Raw genomic sequence first — 24,323 nt, 5'->3', positions numbered from 1 at the left:
GCACTGTCTGCGACACAGCGCCTAGCCAGGACCGCTTCGCTGAGTTTTCCAGCCACTCTTTGCGTGCATTTGTTTTTCAAGGTGTTCCCCAGCCGGCCAGCTTCCATGGCCATATTCCAAAGCAACAGGAGACAACGCATGAACAGCCAACTTTCTTTCACCCGCCGCCTGGCCCTCACGGCCGTGGGCGCCGCCGCCTTCACATTGGCCGCGCCTGCCATGGCGCAGGCCAACAAGACGGTGGTGGGCGTGGCCATTCCGTCGGCCACGCACGGCTTTACCGGCGGCATCGTGTACTGGGCCAACCAGGCCAAGAAGGATCTGGAAAAGGCCCACCCCGGCCTGCAGGTGATCGTCAAGACCGCAGGCGGTGCGCCCGAGCAGGCCAACCAGCTGCAAGACCTGGTCACGGTGAACAAGATCAACGCATTGGTGATCTTCCCGTTCGAATCGGCCGCGCTGACCAAGCCCGTAGCCCAGGTCAAGGCCAAGGGCGTGTACGTGACGGTGGTGGACCGGGGCCTGACCGACACCAGCGCGCAGGACGCGTACGTGGCCGGTGACAACACGGCCTTCGGCAAGATTCCGGCCGAGTACATCGCCAAGGCACTGGGCGGCAAGGGCAACGTGGTGGCCATGCGCGGCATTGCGACCACGCTGGACAACGAGCGCATGGACGCTTTCAACAGCGTGCTGAAGAACCACTCCGGCATCAAGCTGCTGGACGCCAAGTACGCCAACTGGAACCGCGACGACGCCTTCAAGGTGATGCAGGACTACCTGACGCGCTTCCCGCAGATCGACGCTGTGTGGGCCGCCGACGACGACATGGCCGTAGGCGTGCTCAAGGCCATCGAGCAGGCCAAGCGCAAGGACATCAAGCTGGTGTTTGGCGGCGCGGGTGCCAAGGGCATGATCAAGACGCTGATGGATGGCAGCAACCCTCTCATCCAGGCCAACGTGTCGTACAGCCCCAAGTTCATCTACGACTCGATCAAGCTCACGGCCGAGGCGCGGATCAAGGGCGAGAAGCTGCCCGCCAACACCATCATTCCGTCGGTGCTGATCACCAAGGAAACGGCGAAGGACTTCTACTTCCCGGACTCTCCATTCTGATGGTTTTTTTGAACCAAATAGGCAGCTAGCGCCTATTCATAAAGCGCAAGCAGCTATCGAAATAATAGCGGCTTGCCGCCATGCAACTGCAACCCCCGCCCCTTGGAGCCGCCATGCCAAGACCCGTCACCCTCTTCACCGGCCAGTGGGCCGACCTGCCGTTGGCCCAACTCGCGCCCCTGGCCAAAAGCATGGGCTACGACGGCCTGGAGCTGGCGTGCTGGGGCAACCATTTCAACGTGCAGGAGGCGCTCTCGTCGCCCCAGTACGTCAAAGACAAACACGCACTGCTGGCACAGCACGGCCTGCAGTGTTTTGCCATCGGCAACCACTTGGTGGGCCAGGCTGTGTGTGACCTGATCGACGAGCGCCACCAGTCCATCCTGCCACCCCACGTGTGGGGCGATGGCGAGCCTGAGGGCGTGCGCCAGCGGGCCGCTAGCGAGCTGGCAGACACGGCGCGCGCTGCCGCGAAGTTTGGCGTGAAGACGGTCACGGGCTTCACCGGCTCGTCGGTGTGGCATTCGATCTATGCCTTTCCGCCCACCACGCAGGCGTATTGGGACAAAGGGTTTGCTGATTTCGCTCAGCGCTTCGGTCCCATCCTCGATGTGTTCGAAGAGCACGACATCAACTTTGCACTCGAAGTGCACCCCACCGAGATCGCGTTCGACATTGCCTCGGCCGAGCGCGCGATTGCAGCCGTGGGCGGCAATAAGCGCTTTGGCTTCAACTACGACCCCAGCCACCTGGCCTACCAGGGCGTCGACTACGTGAAGTTCATCCGCCAGTTTGCCGGCCGCATCTACAACGCCCACATGAAGGACGTGTGGTGGGGCAAGGGCGACGGCACGGTGGGCGTGTTCGGCGGGCACACCAGCTTTGGCGACGCGCGGCGCAATTGGGACTTTCGCAGCGTGGGGCGCGGGATGATCGATTTCGAATCCATCATCGTCGCGCTGAACGACATCGGCTACCAGGGCCCGCTCTCGGTGGAGTGGGAAGACAGCCGCATGGACCGCGTGCACGGCGCCACGGAGAGCGCGGCGTTTTGCAAGCGGCTGGATTTCAAGCCGGCAGCCGGCGCATTCGACGCCGTTTTTGTACGCGACAAGCAGGCCTAACCGCACTCTGTCCATAAAACCGATAACAACAACACACAGCGATCAAAGGCGTTTCGTATGTCCAGTCCCCAAAAGCTCCGCTACGCCATGGTGGGCGGCGGCCACGGCGCCTTCATCGGCGCGGTGCACCGCAAGGCCATGGCGCTCGACGGCCAGTTCGAGCTGGTGGCCGGTGCGCTCTCGTCATCGCCCGAGCGGGCGCGCACATCCGGCGCCGAGCTGGGCCTGGCGGACGACCGCAACCACGGCAGCTGGCAGGACCTGCTGGCCGACGAACTGCGCCGCCCGGCGCATCAGCGCATCGACCTGGTGAGCATCGTCACCCCCAACCATGTGCACCACCCGGTGGCGTTGGCGTTTGTGCAGGCGGGCTTCCATGTGGTGTGCGACAAGCCGCTGGTGCACACCCGCGCGCAGGCCGACGAGCTGGTGGCCGCCGTGAAGAAGGCGGGCACCGTGTTCGGTGTCACCTATAACTACACCGGCTACCCGATGGTGCGCGAGGCCCGCCACCTCGTGCAAAGCGGCGCGCTGGGCACACTCCGCAAGATCACCGTCGAATACAACCAGGGCTGGCTGGCCACGGCAGTGGAAGAGGGGGGGGCCAACAAACAGGCGGATTGGCGGCTGGACCCGGCGCGCAGCGGCAGCGCAGGAACCCTGGGGGACATCGGATCACACGCCGAAAACCTGGCCGCCACCGTCACCGGCCAGCACCCCGCCTGGGTGTGTGCCGACCTCACCACCTTTGGCACCGGGCGGCGGCTGGACGACGACGCCCAGCTGCTGCTGCGCTACGACAGCGGTGCACGCGGCTTCATCGTGGCATCGCAAGTGGCAGCGGGGCTGGAGAACGACCTGCGCCTGCAGGTGTCCGGCACGCTGGGCACCATCACCTGGCGGCAGGAAGACCCCAACCAGCTCATCCACTCCCCCGTGGACGGCCCGCGCCGCATCCTCACGCGCGGCTCGCCCTGGCTCAGCCCGGCGGCGCTCCGCGCAGGGCGCATTCCTGCGGGCCACCCCGAGGCCTTCATCGAGGCGTTTGCCAACGTCTACCTGGGTGTTGCTGCCGACATCCGCGCGCGGCAGGCAGGCACGGCGGCCGACCCCCTGCACGCCGACTACCCGCGCGTGGAAGACGGTGCGCGTGGGGTGCACTTTCTCGAGCGGGTGTTGGCTTCTGCTGCCGGTGAGCAGAAGTGGACGGCATTGCGCTGAGCAACGCTCGCGTCGCGGCGCATGGAAGCTGTAGCCCTGCGATCAAAGCGATGAAACAGCGTTGATAAGAGTCACAACTCGCATGCGACTCTGATTTAGGCTGCACGGGCCGCAGCCCTGGACGGAGGGCGCTCGTCGCGTATCCCTCCGAAGGTTGGGTTGCCGCGATAAACGCTATCCCGACCTTCGGCGGAGTCTTCTGGGTTGGCTGAATCAAGCTTGCGTTGCGGAGCGGCTTCGTACACGTGTCTGTGCTCGACCAGCCCCATGCCAAGGCTAGCGTCAAGCTCCGAATGTCCTCAATTTCCGAGCCAGGAAAACCCTTATTTTTCCAATAGCTCTGAGCTATTGGAAATGGTGACTAATTGTTTGTTTTTGTTGCTGTTGTGTCACTAATACATACGCACTATGGCTAAGCGAGGGCACTTGCGCGATGCTTGCGCACCATCTTCTGAAGTTGGTGATTAAACAAAGAGTGGCAGTAAGCCATTGATTCATATCAAAAAAATAGATGGATGGGATGCGGGTCGGACGCCACCAAGCAAGCGTTGCCAGCAGTGCCGCAAGGCAGTTGAGGGATGCAAAACGCGTGGATCGCTGACGCCAATTTTTAATTGTTTACTTTCGTTACGTTTAGTAATCTCCGCGCTCACTCTTCTTTCAACGCCTGAGGAAATCATGCGATCACTTTTCTCCGTCCTGCCTGCTCGGCGCGCACACTGTTCTCCCGGTTCCCGAGCGACGCAGGGTGGTTTTACCCTGGTGGAATTGGCTGTTGTGCTGGCCGTCATCGGCTTGATCATCGGCGCCGTGGCCATCGGCAAGGATGTGCAGCGCAATGCCGAGTACACGAAGATCAAGAACAAGTTCATTGACCAGTGGGAGCAGGCGTACAACCAGTACTACCAGCGCACCGGCGTGGTGGTGGGCGATAGCCAGACGGCGCCCCGCATCATGGTGAACGGGACTGCTTACGTGGCAGCAGCGGGTTCTCCCACTTCGGGTGGTGACATGGCTGCACTGGTCGCAGCCGGCTCCGAGCCAGTCCCCGTTTGCTCGCGCAATCCTGAAGCCGGGACCATGCGCTCAGACTCTCCTTTTACGGTCAATGTGAATGACCTTCGTGCCTACATGACGCGCGCAGGCATCCGCATGCCGCCTGGTCGTGCAGAGGGGCAGGAAGACCTGTATGTCTACACCGATACCAACGGCTCGCCGCAGGAAATCCAGGTGTGCTTTCAATGGAACCGACCCACGACACCCGAGGGCTCGGGCAATGTCATGGTCATCTCTGGCCTGACTCCCGACCTGGCACGCATGCTGGACCAGATGATTGATGGCAAGCCTGACGCGCAAGAAGGTCGCTTCCGCCTCCGGGGCATTGCCAACGGCACGCCGAATGGGCCTGGTGTGGAATGGTCTGCCAATAACTCCTTCGGCCGCGGCGCGGGCGCCACCACGGCCACCGGCGCGGGCAACACCCGTGACGAAGAGCAGGTCATCACCCTGACCGCCATCTACAAGATGAACCAGTAATCAGGGCGAGGAAAACAACATCATGAACCAAGTATTCAAGAACCTGGCCCGCCGCTCGCCATCAACGCGTCAGCAGGGTTTCACGCTGGTCGAGCTGGCGGTTGTGCTGGCAGTTATCGGTCTCATCATCGGTGCCGTGGCCATCGGCAAGGATGTGCAGCGCAACGCCGAGTACACCAAGATCAAGAACAAGTTCATTGACCAGTGGGAGCAGGCGTACAACCAGTACTACCAGCGCACGGGCGTCGTGCTGGGAGACAACCAGACTGCCCCTCAGAACATGGTCAACGGCGAGCGTTTTCTGGCAGCTGGTACACGCTCTGGCCGCGACATGACCGGTGTCACGCCACCCAACGCCATTTGCCGTGCGGCAGCAGGGCAGGGCATGACGCGAGGATTCACCGCTGGTACGGATCCTGACCTGCGTGCCCTGATGACGCGTGCCGGTATCCGCATGCCTCCCGGCCGTGCGGAAGGTCTGGAAGACCGCTATGTCTATCTGGACACCAATGGCAACCCGCAAGAAGTCCAGGTGTGCTTCCAGTGGAACGTGCCGCTCGGTAATGGCTCTGCCGCGAATGCAGTGGGTGATGGCATGGGCAACGTGATGGTCATCACCGGCCTGACGCCTGACTTGGCACGCGCGCTGGATCAAATGATCGACGGAAAACCGGATGAGCGTGAAGGCCGTTTCCGTCGCCAGGGCGTGCTGAACAACGCTGGCGGCACCAATCCCAATGCGCCGGGGCAGGAGTGGCAAGCCTCCAACCGTGACCAGATCGGCACGACCAATGATCGTGCTTTTGACGAAGACCAGATCGCCATCGTCACGGCCATCTATCGCATGAATCAGTGATGTGGCTTGAGCCGTTTCACCCTTGACCCTTTACACAACTTATTCCCCTCGTCGGAGGTTTCAATGAAAAAGATGCATTCGTTTCGTGGGCTGGGCCGCAAGGTCCAGCAAGGTTTTACTCTGGTTGAACTGGCTATCGTGCTGGCCGTCATCGGCCTGATCATCGGTGCCGTGGCCATCGCCAAGGACGTCCAGCGCAATGCGGAATACCAGAAGGCCGTCAACAAGTTCGCCTATCAGTGGAAGATGGCCTACGACCAGTACTACCAGCGAACCGGCGTGGTGGTGGGTGATTGCCAGCAGGCGCCAACCTACATGGTGGATGGCTCTGAAACCTCTATCAACGGCGGCAACGCTTGTACGCGTGCGGGTTCCATGGCTGTTCCCGGCATTCCAGCCAGCTTCACAGACCGTGGTCGCAAAATTTGCTCTGGCCAGGGCTACGCTGCAGACACGGTCGGTGCTGGCGACACTACGCTGGCAACACTGAACCTGCGCGAACTGATGACCCGTGCTGGTGTGCGTATGCCCCCTGGCCGTGGTGAAGGACACGAAGACCGCTTCCTCTACATCGACTCCAATGGCAACCCGGCTGAGCTGCAAGTTTGCTTCCAGTTCAACAACGCGGGCGTCGCAAGCGGGGCGGGGAACGTCATGGTGATTCGTGGACTGACGCCCGATCTTGCGCGTTTCATGGACCAGGTGATCGATGGCAAGCCGGATTCCCGCGAAGGCCGCTTCCGCATCCAGGGCCGCCCCCAGCAGACGGCATCCACCGAAGCCAATGCACCCGGCACCCAGTGGGAGGCCAACAACACGCAGGGCGTTGCCATCAATGTGGGCGGCAACAGCACCCAGATGAACACCAGTGATGCGCGCTCGCCCGTAGTCAATGCCGCTGGGAACGCGGGAGGCACGGCCGGGGGCCGCACTTTCGACGAAGACCAGGTCATCTTGCTGACCGCCCACTGGATCATGGAGCAGTAATTGAACGGCACCCGTACGCTCAAGCTGGCCTGTCTGGCACTGGCCACTGCCCTGCTCGGCGGTGGAGCCTGGTTGGCGCAGCGCGGTCTCAAGCAACTGGCTTGGGAGCGCCAGCAATTCGCTCAGTTGCAACAGGGGCTCGAAAGCGCCCGCAGTCTTGTGCCTGAAGTGCAGCGGCGCGAGCAACTGGTGCGTTCTATCAAAGACGTTTCCCAACAGGTGGAACGCATGGGCTTTGACCCGTCCCAATGGGGTGAACGTCGCTTACGCCGGGCCGTAGCCCCCGCGACGCGGGTCGAGGCTGCTCAGTTCCTGGGTGAACTGGGTCGTGGCGGAGCTGGGCAGATCTTCGTGGCTGATGTTTTCGAGATCGCTACTGTGTCGCCTGAAGCCAGCCTGTTCCAACCCCCGATGCCCGGCGACCAAGGGCTTTTGCTGGGTGTCACGGGCACGCTGCACTTTCAGACGGCGTCTGTCTCTCCATCGCCGAAGGTGACTCCATGAGTGCAGAACATGTGTATCGCGTCGCCAGCTCCGGCTGGCTGCACTGCCACGGGCATCAGGTCGAAGAAGTTCCTGCATGGCCGCGTCTGACCCACAGCGCGCTGGTGGTGTTGGACATGGACGACGTCTATACCGACGTCTGGCGTTTCGAGGGCAAGACCGAATACGCAGCCGCTTTGGTTGAAAAGCGTGTGCGTACGCAAGGCCTCGTCGAAGGCGCGGCCCATGTCGTGGTGCACCGGCTGGTCAAATTGCCGGGCGGCTTTCAGGTGTTCTTCTCGGCGATTTCGCTGGATCTGTGGCAGCGTTGCACGCAATGGGCCAAGGAGCAGGACGACCATTGCCTGGTGATGATGGCTGGCGGGCTCCTGTGTGACGGCGTGGCGTCTGGCAGTGCGCGCGTCGTGCTGTCCCAGCGGCGGCTGATGTGTTTTGTGCAATCCGAAGAAGGCATGGTTTTTGGCTCTACCCAGGCGCTGGGTTCTGGGCCATCTGCCATGGCCAGTGCGGCCCAGGTGCTGACCAGCAACCACAGTACCTTGTTGATGCGGCTGGGTGCGGAGGCTGTGGAGTGGTGCACGCTGTGGTCTACGCAGCCTGCGGATGTAGACACCTGCCTCGCAGCTGTACGCAGCGTAGTGGGCGGGGCGCCAGTGATCATGCATGCGCAAGAGATGACGCTGGCTGCTGAGCGGGTACATACCGTGATGCCGACATTGGCGCGCAAGGCTGCAGGCCGCCATGCACTGAATCCTAGTCTGGAGCGGGTGGCGTGGCGTGCCGAGCACTGGGTGGCTCCTATCACCGTGGTAACGGCGCTCGTCGGCATCGTTCTGGCCATTGTGGGCGTGCTGGTCGGGCAACTGGCGGATCAGCAGCGCAATGCGGGAATGAACCAGCGCGCCGAGCTGGAGGCGCTGCAAAGCCGAATCCAGGCGGTGTCGTTGGTGGAAGCTCCGGGGAAGCTGCTGCCGGTGGCCGAGTTCTCGCGCACGCTGGATGAGGGCGCGCGCCATGACCCAGTGGCGTTCATGGCAGTGTTGAAAGCTGCCTCCAACAAGGACATTCGGATCCAGCGAGTACGTCTGGAAACGACGAGCTCTTTAGGGAGTGCACAACCCGGTAAAAAAGCCTTCCGTGTAGACGGCGTGGTCGCACCCGGTGCCTCGGCTTCTGTGACACGCTGGGTCTCCCAGATGGCAGCGGCTGGCTGGACGCTCCGGGCAGTGGATCCCACCTTCACGCTGCCAGGTTCTTTCTCGTATGAGCTGGTGGCCAATGCAGCTGCTCCAGGAAATGTGAAACCATGAAATACGCGGCTTTACTTCTCAATGGGCTTGCCATTCTTTTGCTCGGCTGGGGTCTCTATGGCGTGTTTCAGCTCACTCAAGCGCGCACTCCGTCGATGCGTCCCATGACCGTGGAGCTGGCGCCCTTGCCAGCCGCTTTGCGCACGGATCAGGAGCGCGTTACCGAGGCCTTTGGCGCCATGTCTCGCATCCAGGCGCAGACGATGGCGGCAGGCACCGATCCGCAGCGTCTGATCGCGCTGCCAGTGCCTGGCAGTGATGTGGTGGGCAGTGTGCAAATGCCGCGCCGCTCCCTGTCATTGCATTTGGACGATCTGGCCTCTGAGCGGCAGTCTGTGGTGATTGACGGCCAACTGGCACGCCAGGGTGCACGGCTGGAGGGCGGTGGGCGTGTTGTGCAGGTGCGCCCCAGCGAGGCGGTGGTTACCGAGCGGCTGGGTCGTCAGACTTTGACGCTGCCTCAGGGGGAACTGCGGGTGGGAACGCTGCGCTGGCCCGACGGATCGCTGGCGAGCATTAATACCCAGGAGTTCCGCTCGGGTCTGCCGGGCGGACAACCTGGCCCTATCAAGAGCTTGCCATGACCACGAAGGCCCGCCGGCAGCAGAAAGACAACGTGACTCGCGGTTCGACGTGTGCATCGCGTTGTGGGCTCCCGTTGGCTTCTCCTCATGACCATTTCAAGAAATCACGCTAGTAGCGCCAAGGACAGCGACATGAACAATCCTCCATTTTTCAAGCCATTGGCGCTGGTATGTGCCGCCCTGGTGCTGGCTGGTTGCGCCAGCCCTTCGCCCCGCAGCGCTTCCAGCCTCCCGCCGCCAGATACCACTGCAGCAGACCAGATGCGCGAGCACGCTGCGCAAGAGGCCCAGCGTTTGCTGGTACATCAGCAGATGTTGCTGGCCGAAATCAACAAGACGGCAGCGGCACCGGTCATCGCTCCGGTGGCCCCGGTGTTTGATCCGCTGGAAGGCAAGCTGATCAATGTGGCCATGTCCCGAGCCAGCATCAGCCAGATCTTGAGTGCGTTTGCCGACGCAGGAAACCTGAACTTGATCGTTGATCCCAATGTGCTAAAGGGCGGGCAGCTTGCCGACATGCACTTGCGCCAGGTGACACTGCGTGAAGGCTTCAACGAAGTGCTGCGCACCTATGACGTGGCTGGCGAGTTCCGTGGCAATACGCTGCGCGTGAACCTTACCGAGGAGAAGTTCTTTTCATTGAACTTTCTCAACACCAAGACCAGCATCCAGATGGGCTCTGGCGGTAACGTTTTCGGCAGCTCCAATTCGGGCGGCGGGGGCGGAAGCGGGAGTGGGAGCAGCGGGGGCGGCGGATCTGGTGCCCAACAGGGCAGCCTGACCATGTCGGGCTCTGGCGGCGGAAGTACGGATCCGTACCTGGAAATCGAAACCGCCCTCAAGTCGGTATTGGGTGACTCGCACCAAGACCGCCTGGCCCAGCAGCAGCAAATGCAGCAGCAGAACCTGACCATGACGACCCCGGGCTCGTCCTCGTCGCCTTGGATTGGGAGTGGGGCCAACCCAACACGTCCCGCCCAGTTGCCGCAGGCGCCCTTGGCCACGATGAATGAAGACAGCGGCTTCACATTGAACAAGATGACTGGCACGCTGTACGTAAAAGCCCGTCCCTCCAAGATGCGCGCCGTCGAGAAGATGTTGGCCCAGGTGCACAAGGTGCTGGGCAAGCAGGTGTATGTCGAGGCGCAGCTGATCGATGTACAGCTGTCTGACAACTTCGAGTTCGGTGTGGACTGGACGTCCTTGCGCAGCCGTCTGGCGGCAGGCTTTGGTTCGTCGCCCATGCAGCTGGGTGGCAGCTCGGGTACGTTGCCGAATGCCGGCACGGGCTACCCTTCGCGGGCCATTTCCATCCCCGCAGCGCTGATCGGTAGCGTGGCTGGGCCTGCACTGGGCATGTCTTACCAAGGCAGCAACTATGGCATTGTGATCAACGCACTGCGCTCCTACGGAAATCTGAAGGTACTGTCCAATCCCAACGTGCAAGTGCGCAACGGCACGCCTGCATTGCTGTCCGTTGGCACTAGCTCGCGCTACGTGTCGCAGTCCGCATCCACGCAAACCGTTCCTGGGGGCGGTGCGTCCACTACATCTTCCAGCGTACAGACTGACACCGTGTTCTCCGGTGTCATGGTGGGGGTGCTGCCCATGGTTCGTGACGATGGCCGCATCGAGCTATTGCTGAATCCCATGCAGAGCGATGTCGACCCTGCCAGCCTGCAACTGGTGGCTGTGGGGGGAGACAACCTCGTCTCCCTTCCCAAGGTGAGCTACAAGGGGCTGACCACGACCTTGAACGTGGGCGATGGCGACGTGGTGGTGGTCGGGGGGTTGATCGACCAGCGCAGCTCCAATAACGACCGTGGAGCACCTGGGGTGTCTGACGTGCCTTTGCTGGGCAAGCTGTTCGGCAATGAGAACAAAGTGCACGGAAGCCGCGAGCTGGTGATCGTCTTGCGGGTGCGTGTGCTATGAGCCTCATCCACGACGCGCTGAAATCCATGGATGCGCCTCTAGATTCCAAGCCTGCCATGGCAAGGGCTTCCAAGGCGGCGGTGCGTGGCCGTCCTGCATGGCTGGATGCCATGCTGGCTTTCGCCGTCGTGTTGGGGGCAGGGATTCTGGGGTGGTTTGTCTGGCAGACCCAGATGAAGCCCAAGGCACTGCCGGCGCCGATGGCTGCTGCGCCAAGTCCGGCCCCCGCTGCAGCGCCAGCCCCGGTGGCGGTCGCTTCGCCCGTCGCTGAAACGGCTGCGCCTGCTGCGGCGTTGCCAACGTCAGTGACGGTATCCGCTGCTGACCCTGCTGCGGCCGCCAACTCTGCCATGGCTGCTGCTCCTGCACCGGTAGTTCCTGCGCCTGTTGCCGTGCCAGCTCCAGCAGTCGCTCTGGCTGCTCCCGCAGCTGCGTCCGTGCAGTCAGCGACTCCCGCTCCGGCTGTTGCCATGGAGCCCGCTGCGCCCAAGATGGTCGTGGCAACCAGCCCACGCAGTGGTGTTGCTACGCCCGCACCGGCTGCGGTGACCCGCAGCAGTGCGATGCGACAGGCGCATGGTGCAAACCGCTCCAATACGGCGACTGCGCCCGCAGTGGCGACGGCCCCGGCCGTGGATGACACTCCGGTGGAGCTGCGCTTTGCCCGTTTCGTCGCCGCCATGAAAGAGTCACGTACGGCCGATGCTGAACGTGAATTGGCTGCGTTGAAGGAGCGTCTGCCGGCAGGGTCTTTGGGACTGTTGCGCGCGCAAGCCTGGTTTGACCTGCGCGCCGGCCGCGATGCTGCTGCTGCAGACGGTTATCGCGTCATTCTTGAGCGGCTGCCTGGCGATGAAGAAGCTGCCATCAACCTGGCCAGCATTCAGTCGCGCCAGCAAAAGACTGAAGAAGCCCGCGCAACCCTTGATGCCGCATCGCGACTGCAACCAGATTCGGCTGCGTTGCGGGCCGCATTGGCCCAGTTCACCCCTGCTGCACGCCAATGACGGCCAATTCCATCTATGCCACGCTGGGGTTGTCACGCAACCCGTTTCCGCCGACGCCGGATGCGGGTTCGTACTTCTTCACGCCTCAGCTGGAGGAGGATTTCGCGGAGATCGTGCACTGCATCGAGGCGCGCAAGGGCTTTGTTCTTCTGACAGGAGAAGTCGGGCTGGGCAAGAGTACTTTGGTGCGGCGCCTGCTGGACACCCTCAGTGGCAAGAACTGCCACTCGGCGCTGATCCTGAACACCTTTTTGCAAGACAGTGCTCTGTTGTCTGCCATACAGTCTGACTTCGGTTTGCCGCCTTCGGACTCCGTAGAGCAGGGGCTGGCGCGACTGACCGAGTTCCTGATCGCGGGGCACCAGGCAGGCGAGATCAGCTTGCTGGTGATCGATGATGCGCAGAACCTCAGTGTGGAATCGCTCGAGCTGGTGCGCTTGTTGTGCAATCTGGAAACCGGCCAGGAAAAGCTGTTGCAGATCCTGCTGGTCGGACAGCCCGAGCTGGAGGAAACCCTGGCGACGCCGGAGTTGCGTCAGCTCAAGAGTCGCATCATCAAACACGCTCGGCTGTCGGGTCTGCAAAAGGATGAAGTCACCCGTTACTTCGATTTTCGTGTGAACGCTGCGGGCGCAGAGGGGCGTCTCTCCATCGAACCTGCCGCAGCGGACGTTTTGCACCGCGCCACGCAGGGAAACCTGCGACGCATTCACTTGGTGCTGGACCGTTGTCTGTACGGTTTGGCGAGTACCAGGGCATCTGTGGTGACCGAGCCCCTGGTTCAGCGTGCGGTGGCCGATCTGCCTGCATTGGGGGATGAAGCCGCAGTGATCGCCAAGGTGACTGGTGGCCATCGCGGTCGCAAGGCCTGGGTGCTCGCTGGCCTGCTGGCGGGCACGACAGCAACAGTCGCGTTGGCCAGCTGGGGGTTGGCTACCCAACCCAGCGAGCATGTATCGCCAGCAGCCCCCGTGGTGGCAGCTCCCGCCCCCGAGGTAGTTCGGCCAACGGTGTCGGGCGAGGCCTCAGCATTACCGCCCAATGGCAGCTCTGCGACCGCCTTCGTGGCGACTGCACCGACACCCAAGGCGCAGCCTGCGGCTGCGGTACCTGCTCGCCAAGCCTGTGAAAACCAGCTCAAGGCGGCAGCTGCTGCTGACGAGGTGGTGCATGTTTACCGCCTGCCCGATGGCATGGCCGACAGCCTGAAACCGTCGACTCGCCTGTGCCGCTTCAGTGTGGACAAGGAGTCCTGGGTCGCATGGCTGAGTCGCAACAACACGCGCAACATCGAGGCCGCCGAGCAGGTCACGCGCAAGGTACAGGGCAAACTCAAGGGCATGGGCCTTCTGGACAAGCGTGAGCCTGACGACGGTTTTTTTGGTTCGAAGACTGGAGAGGCGTTCGCCCGCTTTCAACTGCAGCAGGGTCTGCCGCCGACTGGCAAGCCCGACGAACTGACCTTCTTACTTCTGGAGCATCAGGATGCATCCCCCCGCTGAATCATTGCTAGAGGCCTCGGGCCAGTTGCAGCCCGCAGGCCCTACGGCCGAGGATCGCCTGGCGGTGCTGCGTGACAAGAGTCCTTCCCTGGGCGCTGCATTGGTCAATGCCGGCCTTGTATCTGCAGTCGCCATCGACTATGTGTTGCAAAAACAGAAGATCGAGAAGGTGCCTATGGGCAACCTTCTGGTGGAGCTGGGTTTCGCAAGTGCCAACGAGGTCGCACGCCAGCTTGCTGGCCAGCGCGGACTTCGCTTTGTCAACGCCGATGAAATGCCGGAGCCCGATACGGCCGTAGCCGGCATTTTTAACCGATCGTTGTGCCTGACTTATGGCTTCCTGCCTGTGCGGGAAAACGACGAAGGCCTGATCGAGGTAGTGCTTGGCGACGCACAGCCTGATACGGTGACCGAACTTGTGCAGCGCAAGCTGGGCAAGGGATGCCATTTTTTTCAAGGTGAATTCGATAGTGTTGCCCAGGCCATCCAGCAGCACTATTACTTCGCAGAGCACCCGCCGGCACGCCTGATCGAGAGCGAGGTCCGCAAGCTCGAAGCTGATGTGGATCGTGCCTACAGCCCCGCCCGTTTGCTGGAACACATGCTCCACCTGGCGGTGCGCGAACGCGCGACGGATATCCATCTGGCGCCCACGGCGCGTAGCCGTTCGGTGCTGCTGCGCGTAGACGGCGTTTTGCGTCCGGTGTTCGCGCTCTCGCCGGCCCTGGACCGTCTGGTGGTCTACGTCAAGCTGCAGGCTGACATGGATGCCAGCGAACAGCGCCTGCCCCAGGACGGTAGCTTTACGGCACAGGTGATGGAGCACAACTTCACCATCCGTGTCTCCACCTTGATCTCCGAATTTGGCGAGCGTATGGTGCTGCGCTTGCTGCCCGAGCGCAGCAACCTGGACAAGCTGGCAGACCTCGGTTTTCTGGAGGAGGATGTCGCCGTCATGGCCAAGGCGTTCTCGCGTCCGCACGGCCTCATCCTGATCACGGGCCCTACCGGCTCAGGCAAGAGCACGACGCTGCATGCCGCGCTGCGCATGCAGCCCTTGATTGAGCGCAATGTGCTGACCGTGGAGGACCCGGTGGAGTACCGCGTCCCGGTCGCCTGCCAGACCGAAGTGAACCGCCGTGCGGGCTATGAGTTCGCCAATGCCATGCGGCACTTTCTTCGGCATGACCCCGACATCATCCTGGTGGGCGAAATCCGGGACTCTGAGACTGCTCGTGCTGCGTTGGACGCTTCCTCTACAGGTCACCTGGTGTTGTCTACCTTGCACGTGGGCAGCATTTTTGGGGTGATGCCTCGCCTCAAGCTGCTGGGCGTGGACACGGAAACGATTGCCGAAAACCTGGTGGCAGTGATCAACCAGCGCCTTGTGCGCCGCATTTGTCCACACTGCGCCAAGCCACGTCTTGCGACTGACGATGAGCGCCGCTGGCTGGGGCAGGGCGCTGCGGGCGAAATGCTGCAGGTGTTCCATGGTGCCGGCTGCCATCACTGCCGCGACACAGGGTATCTGGGCCGCCTGCCGGTGTACGAAATGCTGGTGGTCAACCGTGATCTGGCGGACGCCATCGCCTCTGATGCCACGCGGGCCGAAATGCGGCAACGCGCACTGGCAGCAGGCATGCGCCCCATCTTGACGTTGGCGCGACACCGCGTGTTGGCAGGTGAGACCACGATGGAGGAAATCCTCCGCACCGTGGGCGAGGACTGAGCCGCTTTAGCGGAAGCACTGCATGGCCAATCTCAACACTTATTACTACCGCGTACTGCTGCCCCATGGTGGGGTGCGCTCGGGTCTGTTGCGCTTGGCAGTCAAGCGCGACTTATCGGCTCGCATGCGGCTGGAGGCCGACACTGACGGCACGGTGATCAGCCTCTGGCGTTTTCCTGCCTGGCTTGCAGTGGTGGCCGATGCGCTGTTGCATCTGTTCCGAAAGCAAGTGCGCGGCGAAGACCTTGCGGGCTTCCTTCGCGACCTGGGCCTCATGATGCGCGCAGGCGTTCCCGCCCTCGATGCGCTGACCACCCTGGTGGAAGAAAGCCACAGTGTTGGCAACCCTGCCATGGCGTCCGTTGCACGCAACATGCTGGACGACCTGAACGCGGGTGTGGGCATGACCGAAGCTTTCAATCGGCACCCCAATGTGTTCCCCGAGACCGTGCGCAACCTGATCTCCATCGGGGACCAGACCGGTACTCTGGACCGTATGCTGGGCGAAGCCGCCGAGCACGTGGAGCGCATGATCAATATCCGGCGCGATATCAAGACTGCTCTGATCTATCCGGCGTTTGTGTTCGCCTCCATCATTGGCGTCGCCATCTTCTGGATCTACTACGTTGTGCCCAACATGGCGCGCCTGTTCAAGCAGCTGCAGGCGAAACTGCCACCCATCACAGAAGGGCTGGTGGCCTTTGCGAACTTGCTGTCCACCCATCTGCCCTGGGTGCTGCTGGTCACGGTCATCGTGGTGTCGATCGGCGTCATTGCCTTCAGACGGTCCGAGCGATTCCAGCTTGCAACCTATACCTTCATGCACCGTTTGCCTATTGCTCGTACGTTGCTGGTGTCTTCCGGCATGGCACATATCACCGAGCATCTCTCGATCCTCGTACGTGCGGGGGTAGACATGGTGTCCAGCCTGCGCGTTCTGGGGCGGGCCACCAAGAACCGCTACTACCGCACCCGTCTCATCCATGTGGCGGAATCGGTTTCGCGCGGGGAGTCCGTGTCCTCATCGATGCGGCGCGTAGGCGGTTTTCCCGCCATGGCAGTGCGCATGATTTCAGTGGGGGAAGAGTCCGGTAGCCTGGATCAGCAGCTCTCTCACCTTGCAGCGGACTATCGCAAGCGCCTCGAGGTGTTGGTCAAGTCGCTCGCGGAAATCCTCAAGCCTCTGATCATCCTGGTTGCAGGGGGCTTGTTTCTTTTCCTGATCGTTGCGCTGTTGTTGCCTGTTTACGACCTGGTGCGGCAGTCGGTCACTCAAAGTATGGGAGGCGGCTGATGTCACGTTCTTTGTTGTTACTTCGCGCAGACATTCCAACCCCTGTTTCTGGCATAGGTTTGTTTGAGAGTTTTCATGCTGGTGAGGCCTGCCCGTTCTGCTGGGCAGGAGACTGAATGCGTAAGCCCGTTTTGGTAGGTGCGAGTCTAGGACTGCTGCTGTTGGTCGCGATCGCCGTCGGTGTATGGATAACTGATAAGCATCCCGAGCCAGTTGTCGGTGGAATACCACCTCGCACGACGAGCCCCCGGATCGTGCCGTCAGCCCCAGCGGCTTCCATGGCTCCGGGCACAGCACAGAGCATTCCACAGGCAGACTTGGCAGGGCAGGACCGCCGCCGCCGCCTGGCGGAAGTGCGCGCGGAATTCAGGGCGCTGAGTGCTCAAGGGGCGCAGGCATCGCCGCAGAAAATGCGGGCGTTGGTGGATGAATTGGAGGCCTTGTCCGGCCCCAGCTTCGATCCGCGTTATTTCCAGTCGCTGCGGACGATGCTGGACCAGAACGCAAAACTGCAGCAACTCAACGCAGAACTGCAAGTCCTCACCAAAAGCAAGGCCCCCAAGGATGCAGCGCGACAGGAAGCCATCCTCGCCGAAATGCGTGCAATAGGCGAGCGCGTGGCTGCGGAAGCAAAGGCCATGCAGGCCTTCATGCCCAAGCCCACGCCTGAGGTAAAAGCTCCATGAGTTCCAGTGGTTCTTACTCTGGCGCATTGCACAAGCGTGCCACGCAGAGGGGTTTTTCCCTGGTCGAAGGGGCGATCGCGCTCGTGGTAGCGGGGCTAATGACTTGGGCGGCTTTCAGTGGGTACGTGACGGTATCCGAACAACAGGAAATCGAACGTGGCCGAGCCGAGGCAGAGCAATTGCAGTCGATTCTGCGGGCATTTGCACTGCGCAATGGGCGGCTTCCATGTCCTGCGAGCACGCCTGACGGATATGAGGCGCTGAGCAGTGGAGTGTGTGCATCAGGGGTCCAGCTGGGTTGGTTTCCTTATGTGAGCGTCGGTCTGGAATTGCCCACGGATCGACTGCGTGCCCGCTATTCGGTTTTCCGAGAAGCGAACCTCGCCGTGCCTGCACAAGACGCAGATCTGGCTGTGGAGTTGGAGCGAACGGGTGATTCGCTGGGTGCGCCTACGCATCGGGACATCACCGACTTGATCGTTGCTTTGAACAATGCGTCTACTAAGCCAGTGTCGTCAGCGCGCACGTATCTCACAGGTGACGGCGGTGCGGCGGGAGCCATTGATTGCGCTGCCAATCGTGTAATGGTTGCAGCGTACTGGGTGGTGGTGCCACTTCAAGACAAAGACGGCGACGGGAACCGCCTGGATGCCCCTCACACTCTCACCAGCTTGTGCGCAGCGAGCCCTTCAGCGCCGCTGCGGTTTGCGTCGGATGACGTGGTGATCGCGGAGTCACCTGCGCAGTTGGCAGGGTGGTTGCGCAAGAGCCTGCCTTGACGGCAATCCCCTCCTTCACTTTCATGCTGCCGATGTCTACGACCTGTCTCTCCTTGCCGCTCCGAAGCGCTGCACGCCGCGCAGGCGGATTTGGCCTGCTGCAAGTGATGCTGCTCATCGCAGTAATGTCTGGTCTTGCCACGATGGGCTACCTTCAATGGCGCGAACGTTCCGCGTTGGATTCGTCCCGCCAGGAACGTCAGGCCCTGGCACAGGCTGATCAGGCGTTGATTGCATATGCCACTGTAGCCCGCAGCTTGCCGTGTCCAGACGTTGATCGAGACGGTTTGCAGGATTGCGGTGCACCGGCTACCCAAAAGGGATGGCTGCCAACGGCGACCCTTCGCATGGCAGGCGTTGACCCCGGAGTGGACGTGGGGCAGTTGCGCTACCTCGTTCAGCGCCAAGGTGGTGCCAACGACCTCACGATGCTGACGGATACGTGGACTCCTCTCGAGTACAGCGACGGAGCCGACGGCTTTTTCGCCATGCGCGGAGCTCCTTACCCAGCGGACATCCTCACGTTGACCGACCTGTGCCAAAGGCTTGACACCGGCCGCAGGGCGACGATGTTACCCACCATGGCTCAAGTCAATGCGCCGACCCCGCGCGCCATCGCCTATGCGCTGGCCCATCCGGGAAACAACGATGCGGATGGTGACGGTGATCTATTTGACGGCGCCAATTCCAATGCCGCAGCCAATGTCAACCGCATGGAAGACCCGAACCGGCGTTCGCTCCTGGCGGGGTACAACGACATCGTGCTGGAGCGGTCTTACGACAGCCTGCTGTCGGCTTTTCATTGCCGCCCTTTGATCGATTCCATCAACACAGTAGCTCTGGCCCATGATGTGGCCGGAGACGTAGCTGAGATGCGTGCCGACAACATCTCGTCTGCCCGTCGTTCGGTTGCCTTCAGCACTTTGGCGGCCATCATGACGTCTCTGGAGATTGCCCTGGCCGTGGCAGAGGGGGCTTCTGATGCTGGCAACGCCGCCGCAGAGTGGGCCATCTGTGCGGCGTCGCTGGGGTTGGCGGTCAATGCCTGTGCGGCCGCACCCCAGCACACTGTAGCGATTGGGCTGGCGGGGGGCGTCATCATCGCCAACGGTCTTGCCGTGGTTGCCAATGCAGTGGCGGCTGGCATTGCCGGTACAGCTTTGACGCTGGCCGATAGTAGTGCCACGGCTAACGATATATGCCCTCCCATGGATCCGGCGGTGAACAACCTCATGCTGTCCATCGCGCAGCAGGAGGTGACGGATGCCAATGCCGAACTGGCCGCCGCGACTACGGCTGTCAACAACAAGACGGCAGAACTCAATACCGCCATCGCGCAGCGAACTGCCGCCGTCACCAGTCTGACCAGCCTGATTCGAAATGGCCAAGCCAGTTCGCAGATCGACGGATTGCTCAACACCTTGCTGGCTGCTGCCGGTACCTGGGGCAGTACATCGTACGCCAGCGCTGCCGCCGATTCCAAGGTCACGCAGGCTACGCAGCTGCGTGATCGCTGGGCGGCCGAGGTCGCCAAGTACAACGCAATGCTGGCAGACATACCGGGCACTCTCGCCCGATTGAATAGCGAGATTGCTGCACTGGACTTGCTCATTGCCACCAATCCGCCCAACAAGACAGACCTTCAGAATGAGCGTGACGGCAAGGATGCGGAGCGCAAATTGGCTGGTGATGTAGCCGGCCTCACGGCCGTGCGAGACAAAGCTGTGGCTGAACTGGCCAGCGCACAGACGGCACTGGACAACGCCGTTGCTGCGCAAACGGCTGCCAGCGCTGCCTATTCCACGGCGCAGACGAGCTACCAAAGTGCCATTTCAAACTTTGTCAACGGCACGGCCCGCTACAACATCTACAACAGCAGCGGGGCCGTGGTTGCCTATGGATGCACGACCGCCTGTCAGGCTGGCGACGTCAATATCAACAGCGTGGGCCAACTGGGCTCCGCGCTGGTCGACCTTTTTGGACTGGGCGCGATGACCAGCCCGAGCACCGACGCCAAGTACCTTAAACCCGTCAAGCTACAAAAAGAGCTGGATGCTCTGAATCAACGTCTGGCGGCAGCGCAAGATCGCAAGGCCACGGCCGATGCCCGGTTGCTGGAGGCGCAAAACCGTGTCAATAACCCGCCGCCCTGCAACGCCACGGGCTCGGCCGTAGTGCCCATGACACCCGAGCAAGCCGAGTCCATCTTGGCGGATGTAGATCGCAAGGGAGGGACGCGATGATGTTCATGAGAGCGGACGCGCAATTACCTTCGCGCCTGCGCCAGACAGGGTTGTCACTGGTGGAGCTGGGCGTTGCCATGGCAATCGTCGGGGTGATTGGCATCATCACTTGGCGATGGGTGGCCGACACGCGTGCTCCTATGGATCGCACTGCCATCATGGGGCAGCTGACTGAAGCCCAAGCAGCGGTGGAAGGCTTTGTGCTCGCCAATCATCGGCTGCCCTGCGCCGCATCCGGCACCAATGGCACAGAAGACTGTGGCAACACCAGCGCTGCTGCGGTCTTGCTGCCGTGGCGCACTCTGGGGTTACCTAGTCGCATGGGCCAGTTGCACTATGGCGTCAATCGCGGTGCTTCGCTGGATCTCGCCAGTGCGCCGACGGCCTCCGCTTTCCCTGATCTCAACATCAATTACACCCCCGCTATTCCGGTGCTGGCTTTGTCAACCGATGCGGGCGTCAACGCTGCTGCAGCCGCGTTGACGGGCGCCATCACGGCAGCAAATGGCAGGCGCGCCGTTATCAATGGCCTTGACTGGTGCCGTGTGGTGCGCCGTCTTGCGGCCAATCCCACGGCGGCGGGTGTCCTCACTGCGGGCAATCTCACCGCAAGTATTCCGGTCGCGTTTGTGATCGCGCACCCGGGGGTGAGTGGCGTGTTTGAGGGCAGCAATGTGCCGGGAGGTGCAGCGGGGTTCAGATTCGATATGCCCGGACGCGCGCAGGACAGCAATTTCGATGATCTGTCCGTGGCTGTTGGCGCGGGCGACCTTGCGTCCCGCATTGGGTGCGTGTCGCGTCTGGGTGCTATGCAGGCTGCCGCGCAGGGGGCCTACACCGCTTATGACAACGTGCGAGTGGTGCAGGAATACTGGTCTTTGCGGGTCTTCGACATTGAGCAGGCACAGTCAGCCCTGGAGGCCGCAGAAACGGGCGTCATCATGGCGGCCATGAACGCTGCTCTGGCCGCCGGCAGCGCGGCACTGGCCGTCGCTTCAGCCGCCAACACCGAGGGGATCACGATTTTTGGTCTAGTTCTGTCTGCGGCCAATGTGGTCACCGCAGCTGTAGAGGTGGGTTTTGCGGCGGACGATCTCATTGAAGCCCAGAAGGCACTGCAAGACTCCAAAGACAAGGAACTCGCGTCGCGGGCGTATGTGATCGAGGTGTTTGAAACTTTTACCCAAGCGCTGACGGCGGCGAACCGGCTGGATGAGAAAGGGCTTAACCCATGAGACACCGTATGGAGGGTTTCACTCTGGTCGAGCTGTCGCTGGTGTTGTTGGCTCTGGGGCTGATATTGCCTGGTGCAGTCATCTTCTGGCAGTTGTCAGAGCGGCATCGCGTGGCGGCCGTGCAAATGGACGCGCAACAGCAGTCGCGCCAGGCACTGCTGGGTTATCTGCATTCTCATTACAGGTTGCCATGCCCGGCTGCGGATGCTAACGGCGTGGAGTCCTGCACGGATGGTGCCGTGATTCGCCAGGTGGGCTATCTCCCTTGGCGTACGTTGAACCTTCCGCGCCCTGAGGCAGGACGTTTGCGGTACGGCGTATACCGTGAGCCTTCAGGTGCCACGATGGTTGCCGCTCCTTCGGACCGGGACCTTGCGGTGGCTCGCGACCGCATGAACCCGCTGCGTGTACGCACCCCATCTCCCAAACCCCAGAACCACACAGCGGCCCCCAACCCAAACGCGCCTCCCATTCCGGAAGTGCTGTCCAGCTTGAACAGCGTGTTGGGAGTTACCCAGTCTGGCAACGATGCGGCACCACTGAACCCAGCCTGCGATGCTGCCGGTGACCCGGCCTGTCCATTGGGTGTAGTCAATGCGGTCAATCTCATTGACATTTGCCTGGCGCTGAACACCGCCAGCGATGCTTTGGTGGCTCCTGCTGGCCGGTTGGCCACCCAGGTCGGAGCAACCCGGCGCACCGCCGCCTTCGTGATCGCCGCGCCAGGTCTGTTGGATGCCCAAGGCAATGGCCAGGCGTTTGACGGCGCCAATGCCACTGCATCCAACGCTGACCCCACTTTCGCTTCGCCCAGTCAGGCTGTAACCGAACAGTACGATGACATCGTGCTGGCCGCGAGTCACACCGAGCTGTTTGCAGAGCTGCAATGTGGGGCAGCGTTGTCCGCCATTTCACACGCTCATTTCAACGTAGCCACGGGAGCTTTTGTGATGGAGCGTGCCATGTACGACTACCGTGATCAACTCTACATCGCTGTGGTGCTGGCTCGTGCTGATGTTGCCGCGGCGGCGGCCGGAGCGCTTTCTGCAGCTGCTGGGTCGCTAGATGCCGCGAAGGAGATGGTGTCCGCCGTGGCAGATACCACCATGTCTGTGGGCGCTCGTGCGTTTCAGATAGCACTGGCGGCTGTGGGCATCGGATTGGCTGTGGCCAGCGATATTGCGGCTGCGGCCGCTGTGGTGGATGCTGCGCTTTCTCTTGCAGAAGCTGAGGATGTTTTTGATGGCTTCGCGACACGCACGACGGCAATGACCGAATTGTCACGAGACATTAATACCAACGCGTTGCGGGCTGACGCCATTGGCCACTGATGAATTTGATGACCGACGTTTACTGAGTGACGCACCATGACCCCATTTCACATTCACCCTCACGGCGCTGCCTCGCGTCGACAACGTGGTTTTTCGCTTCTCGAGCTGAGCGTCGTTCTGATCGTGATCGGCTTGTTGCTGGGTGCCGTTGCTGTTGGTCGTGATTTGCAGCGTTCTGCCGCCAATCAGCGGCTGTCCACCGACTTCATCCAGGGCTGGCAACTCGCTTATGAAGGTTTCTTCAACGGTGTGGGTTACCCACCCGGTGACAACCCGACCGCGCCCACAGGGCAGGTCAATGGAAACGCTGCCACGCCCGGTACAGAGCTGTGTGGTGCGGACATGATCAATGCATTTCTGGCCGCCGGTATCCGCCTGCCCACGGGCCGTACCGAGGGCCAGCAGGACCGCTATGTGTATCTGGACAGCAATGGGAACCCGCAGGAAGTGCGGGTGTGTTTTCAAAGCCGTGACTGGGCTGAGCCTGGCGCCACCGGGGGAGTGTTTGTATCTCGCAAGCGCAACATCATGGTGGTCCGTGGTGTGACGTTTTCCTTGGCGGCTGCGTTGGACCAGCAGATCGACGGACGCAGTGATGCGCGTTTTGGGCGCTGGCGCGATATCTCCTTCGCCAATTCCATCGCTGAACTCAATGGCCAAGCCTGGCCCATTGATGACCGGATGGCATTTGGGTCCACCACAGTGACTTCGCTGGATGAATCGCAGGTGGCCATCACCACGGCGCTTTTTCAGATGATGCGCTGATTTCCGTGCGCGAGCCGCGAACGCTTGGCGCGGTGGCGGTAGCGTGGGGCAGGGGTATTTGGCGTGTCGTCGCTTTGAACGATTAAACCCTCGGTCCTCAAGCTTCTGCCAGCTGAAACCGCTGGTCAAAGTTCATCTTGCCCAGCACGCGCAGCGCCGCGTTGCAAGTGGCGTTGTCCACCTTGCTGATGTCCAGGCTGTAGCGCTTGGCGGTGGACACTACGTCCACACATTTGTGGCCCCATTGCACCGCGACCAGCAGCGCTGGGCGCTGGCCAGCCTCGGCACCTACCGACACGCCGCGTTGCTCGGGCCGCAGCATGAATTCAAGGTGGGGGGTGCGCACGAGGGTGAGGCGGTCGGTCCCTCGGGGGCCCAGGGCGAACGAGATAACCCAGTCGTCTTCGTCTTCCACCGTCACAAACGGAACATGCTGGGGTGCGGCCATGGTGCTGGGCATTGGGTTGGAGGGCGGGGCGGGTGGTCCGCCGTGGTGCACTGCCCAGGGTATGGGCGGGCGCCAGTATGCCGCTGCAAGCGCCGTGCCTGCTGCGGGAGAACCCGAGGTTGGGCTTTTCC

General features: G+C 61.8%; 21 protein-coding genes. 20 read left to right on the top strand and 1 reads right to left on the bottom strand.

From position 1 onward, the window contains the following. Positions 1-138: 138 nt before the first annotated feature. The 20 genes from ACTJKQ_RS12240 to ACTJKQ_RS12145 all read left to right on the top strand — a co-directional run bounded on the left by ACTJKQ_RS12240 (position 139) and on the right by ACTJKQ_RS12145 (position 23,744). Entirely contained in the window at positions 139-1,116 is a 978-nt protein-coding gene (locus ACTJKQ_RS12240) for a substrate-binding domain-containing protein (RefSeq protein ID WP_440596951.1), read from the top strand. A gap of 113 nt (positions 1,117-1,229) precedes the next feature. Further along, the gene (locus ACTJKQ_RS12235) at positions 1,230-2,240 is read left to right on the top strand and encodes a sugar phosphate isomerase/epimerase family protein (protein ID WP_440596950.1); all 1,011 of its coding nucleotides are present in this window, start codon (positions 1,230-1,232) and stop codon (positions 2,238-2,240) included. Positions 2,241-2,297: 57 nt separating this feature from the next. Next, positions 2,298-3,461 carry a Gfo/Idh/MocA family protein gene (locus ACTJKQ_RS12230; RefSeq protein WP_440596949.1) on the top strand — a complete coding sequence of 388 codons (1,164 nt, stop codon included), beginning with the start codon at positions 2,298-2,300 and terminating at the stop codon, positions 3,459-3,461. A 678-nt stretch (positions 3,462-4,139) separates the two neighbouring features. Continuing rightward, complete coding sequence (locus tag ACTJKQ_RS12225; protein WP_056063945.1) at positions 4,140-4,997, top strand: type II secretion system protein; 858 nt, start codon at positions 4,140-4,142, stop codon at positions 4,995-4,997. A 22-nt stretch (positions 4,998-5,019) separates the two neighbouring features. Continuing rightward, on the top strand, positions 5,020-5,853 hold the full coding sequence (locus tag ACTJKQ_RS12220; RefSeq protein WP_056063942.1) for a type II secretion system protein: 834 nt from the start codon (positions 5,020-5,022) through the stop codon (positions 5,851-5,853). 6 nt (positions 5,854-5,859) lie between these two features. Then, positions 5,860-6,840 (top strand): type II secretion system protein, encoded by a 981-nt coding sequence (locus ACTJKQ_RS12215; protein WP_369816978.1) that lies wholly within the window; start codon positions 5,860-5,862, stop codon positions 6,838-6,840. After that, positions 6,841-7,344, top strand: coding sequence for a hypothetical protein (locus ACTJKQ_RS12210; protein ID WP_056063937.1), 504 nt, complete (start codon positions 6,841-6,843; stop codon positions 7,342-7,344). Beyond that, on the top strand, positions 7,341-8,654 hold the full coding sequence (locus ACTJKQ_RS12205; RefSeq protein ID WP_440596948.1) for a hypothetical protein: 1,314 nt from the start codon (positions 7,341-7,343) through the stop codon (positions 8,652-8,654). Before ACTJKQ_RS12210 ends, ACTJKQ_RS12205 begins: the two co-directional genes overlap by 4 nt. A 95-nt stretch (positions 8,655-8,749) precedes the next feature. Then, a complete protein-coding gene (locus ACTJKQ_RS12200) occupies positions 8,750-9,238 on the top strand; it encodes a hypothetical protein (protein WP_233193774.1) in 489 nt (162 codons plus the stop codon). A 132-nt stretch (positions 9,239-9,370) separates the two neighbouring features. After that, positions 9,371-11,173 carry a pilus (MSHA type) biogenesis protein MshL gene (gene mshL / locus ACTJKQ_RS12195; protein WP_099730539.1) on the top strand — a complete coding sequence of 601 codons (1,803 nt, stop codon included), beginning with the start codon at positions 9,371-9,373 and terminating at the stop codon, positions 11,171-11,173. Beyond that, positions 11,170-12,180: a tetratricopeptide repeat protein gene (locus ACTJKQ_RS12190; protein ID WP_440596947.1), complete on the top strand. Its 1,011-nt coding sequence runs from the start codon at positions 11,170-11,172 to the stop codon at positions 12,178-12,180. The genes mshL and ACTJKQ_RS12190 overlap by 4 nt, the downstream gene beginning before the upstream one ends. Next, positions 12,177-13,682 carry an ExeA family protein gene (locus ACTJKQ_RS12185; protein WP_440596946.1) on the top strand — a complete coding sequence of 502 codons (1,506 nt, stop codon included), beginning with the start codon at positions 12,177-12,179 and terminating at the stop codon, positions 13,680-13,682. Before ACTJKQ_RS12190 ends, ACTJKQ_RS12185 begins: the two co-directional genes overlap by 4 nt. Beyond that, positions 13,666-15,411 carry a GspE/PulE family protein gene (locus tag ACTJKQ_RS12180; protein WP_099730536.1) on the top strand — a complete coding sequence of 582 codons (1,746 nt, stop codon included), beginning with the start codon at positions 13,666-13,668 and terminating at the stop codon, positions 15,409-15,411. Before ACTJKQ_RS12185 ends, ACTJKQ_RS12180 begins: the two co-directional genes overlap by 17 nt. A 22-nt stretch (positions 15,412-15,433) precedes the next feature. Beyond that, positions 15,434-16,705, top strand: a complete 1,272-nt coding sequence (locus ACTJKQ_RS12175) for a type II secretion system F family protein (protein WP_056063918.1) — start codon at positions 15,434-15,436, stop codon at positions 16,703-16,705. Between the two features lie 116 nt (positions 16,706-16,821). Next, positions 16,822-17,391, top strand: coding sequence for a hypothetical protein (locus ACTJKQ_RS12170; protein WP_440596945.1), 570 nt, complete (start codon positions 16,822-16,824; stop codon positions 17,389-17,391). Continuing rightward, positions 17,388-18,170 (top strand): type II secretion system protein, encoded by a 783-nt coding sequence (locus tag ACTJKQ_RS12165; RefSeq protein WP_108497255.1) that lies wholly within the window; start codon positions 17,388-17,390, stop codon positions 18,168-18,170. The genes ACTJKQ_RS12170 and ACTJKQ_RS12165 overlap by 4 nt, the downstream gene beginning before the upstream one ends. After that, a complete protein-coding gene (locus ACTJKQ_RS12160; RefSeq protein WP_260667432.1) occupies positions 18,167-20,413 on the top strand; it encodes a hypothetical protein in 2,247 nt (748 codons plus the stop codon). The genes ACTJKQ_RS12165 and ACTJKQ_RS12160 overlap by 4 nt, the downstream gene beginning before the upstream one ends. Then, complete coding sequence (locus ACTJKQ_RS12155; RefSeq protein ID WP_440596944.1) at positions 20,410-21,648, top strand: type II secretion system protein; 1,239 nt, start codon at positions 20,410-20,412, stop codon at positions 21,646-21,648. The genes ACTJKQ_RS12160 and ACTJKQ_RS12155 overlap by 4 nt, the downstream gene beginning before the upstream one ends. 8 nt (positions 21,649-21,656) lie before the next feature. Further along, positions 21,657-22,979: a prepilin-type cleavage/methylation domain-containing protein gene (locus ACTJKQ_RS12150; protein ID WP_440596943.1), complete on the top strand. Its 1,323-nt coding sequence runs from the start codon at positions 21,657-21,659 to the stop codon at positions 22,977-22,979. 36 nt (positions 22,980-23,015) lie between these two features. After that, positions 23,016-23,744, top strand: coding sequence for a prepilin-type N-terminal cleavage/methylation domain-containing protein (locus ACTJKQ_RS12145; protein ID WP_099730532.1), 729 nt, complete (start codon positions 23,016-23,018; stop codon positions 23,742-23,744). Between the two features lie 97 nt (positions 23,745-23,841). On the opposite strand, the gene ACTJKQ_RS12140 is transcribed toward ACTJKQ_RS12145, so the two are convergent. Further along, complete coding sequence (locus tag ACTJKQ_RS12140; protein WP_288851260.1) at positions 23,842-24,192, bottom strand: hypothetical protein; 351 nt, start codon at positions 24,190-24,192, stop codon at positions 23,842-23,844. Positions 24,193-24,323 lie beyond the last annotated feature (131 nt).

The sequence above is a fragment of the Acidovorax sp. 22279 genome, assembly GCF_052045435.1.
Classification (GTDB): domain Bacteria; phylum Pseudomonadota; class Gammaproteobacteria; order Burkholderiales; family Burkholderiaceae_C; genus Acidovorax; species Acidovorax delafieldii.
The sequence above is the reverse complement of the archived record's forward strand: the minus strand, read 5'-3'. Positions and strand labels throughout refer to the sequence as shown.

What these genes read in the sequence shown, in the direction of transcription:
- ACTJKQ_RS12240 (WP_440596951.1), top strand. Translation starts at nt 139, where the DNA reads ATGAACAGCCAACTTTCTTTCACCCGCCGCCTGGCCCTCACGGCCGTG.
- ACTJKQ_RS12235 (WP_440596950.1), top strand. Translation starts at nt 1,230, where the DNA reads ATGCCAAGACCCGTCACCCTCTTCACCGGCCAGTGGGCCGACCTGCCG.
- ACTJKQ_RS12230 (WP_440596949.1), top strand. Translation starts at nt 2,298, where the DNA reads ATGTCCAGTCCCCAAAAGCTCCGCTACGCCATGGTGGGCGGCGGCCAC.
- ACTJKQ_RS12225 (WP_056063945.1), top strand. Translation starts at nt 4,140, where the DNA reads ATGCGATCACTTTTCTCCGTCCTGCCTGCTCGGCGCGCACACTGTTCT.
- ACTJKQ_RS12220 (WP_056063942.1), top strand. Translation starts at nt 5,020, where the DNA reads ATGAACCAAGTATTCAAGAACCTGGCCCGCCGCTCGCCATCAACGCGT.
- ACTJKQ_RS12205 (WP_440596948.1), top strand. Translation starts at nt 7,341, where the DNA reads ATGAGTGCAGAACATGTGTATCGCGTCGCCAGCTCCGGCTGGCTGCAC.
- ACTJKQ_RS12200 (WP_233193774.1), top strand. Translation starts at nt 8,750, where the DNA reads ATGCGTCCCATGACCGTGGAGCTGGCGCCCTTGCCAGCCGCTTTGCGC.
- mshL (WP_099730539.1), top strand. Translation starts at nt 9,371, where the DNA reads ATGAACAATCCTCCATTTTTCAAGCCATTGGCGCTGGTATGTGCCGCC.
- ACTJKQ_RS12190 (WP_440596947.1), top strand. Translation starts at nt 11,170, where the DNA reads ATGAGCCTCATCCACGACGCGCTGAAATCCATGGATGCGCCTCTAGAT.
- ACTJKQ_RS12185 (WP_440596946.1), top strand. Translation starts at nt 12,177, where the DNA reads ATGACGGCCAATTCCATCTATGCCACGCTGGGGTTGTCACGCAACCCG.
- ACTJKQ_RS12180 (WP_099730536.1), top strand. Translation starts at nt 13,666, where the DNA reads ATGCATCCCCCCGCTGAATCATTGCTAGAGGCCTCGGGCCAGTTGCAG.
- ACTJKQ_RS12175 (WP_056063918.1), top strand. Translation starts at nt 15,434, where the DNA reads ATGGCCAATCTCAACACTTATTACTACCGCGTACTGCTGCCCCATGGT.
- ACTJKQ_RS12170 (WP_440596945.1), top strand. Translation starts at nt 16,822, where the DNA reads ATGCGTAAGCCCGTTTTGGTAGGTGCGAGTCTAGGACTGCTGCTGTTG.
- ACTJKQ_RS12165 (WP_108497255.1), top strand. Translation starts at nt 17,388, where the DNA reads ATGAGTTCCAGTGGTTCTTACTCTGGCGCATTGCACAAGCGTGCCACG.
- ACTJKQ_RS12155 (WP_440596944.1), top strand. Translation starts at nt 20,410, where the DNA reads ATGATGTTCATGAGAGCGGACGCGCAATTACCTTCGCGCCTGCGCCAG.
- ACTJKQ_RS12150 (WP_440596943.1), top strand. Translation starts at nt 21,657, where the DNA reads ATGGAGGGTTTCACTCTGGTCGAGCTGTCGCTGGTGTTGTTGGCTCTG.
- ACTJKQ_RS12145 (WP_099730532.1), top strand. Translation starts at nt 23,016, where the DNA reads ATGACCCCATTTCACATTCACCCTCACGGCGCTGCCTCGCGTCGACAA.
- ACTJKQ_RS12140 (WP_288851260.1), bottom strand. Translation starts at nt 24,192, where the DNA reads ATGGCCGCACCCCAGCATGTTCCGTTTGTGACGGTGGAAGACGAAGAC.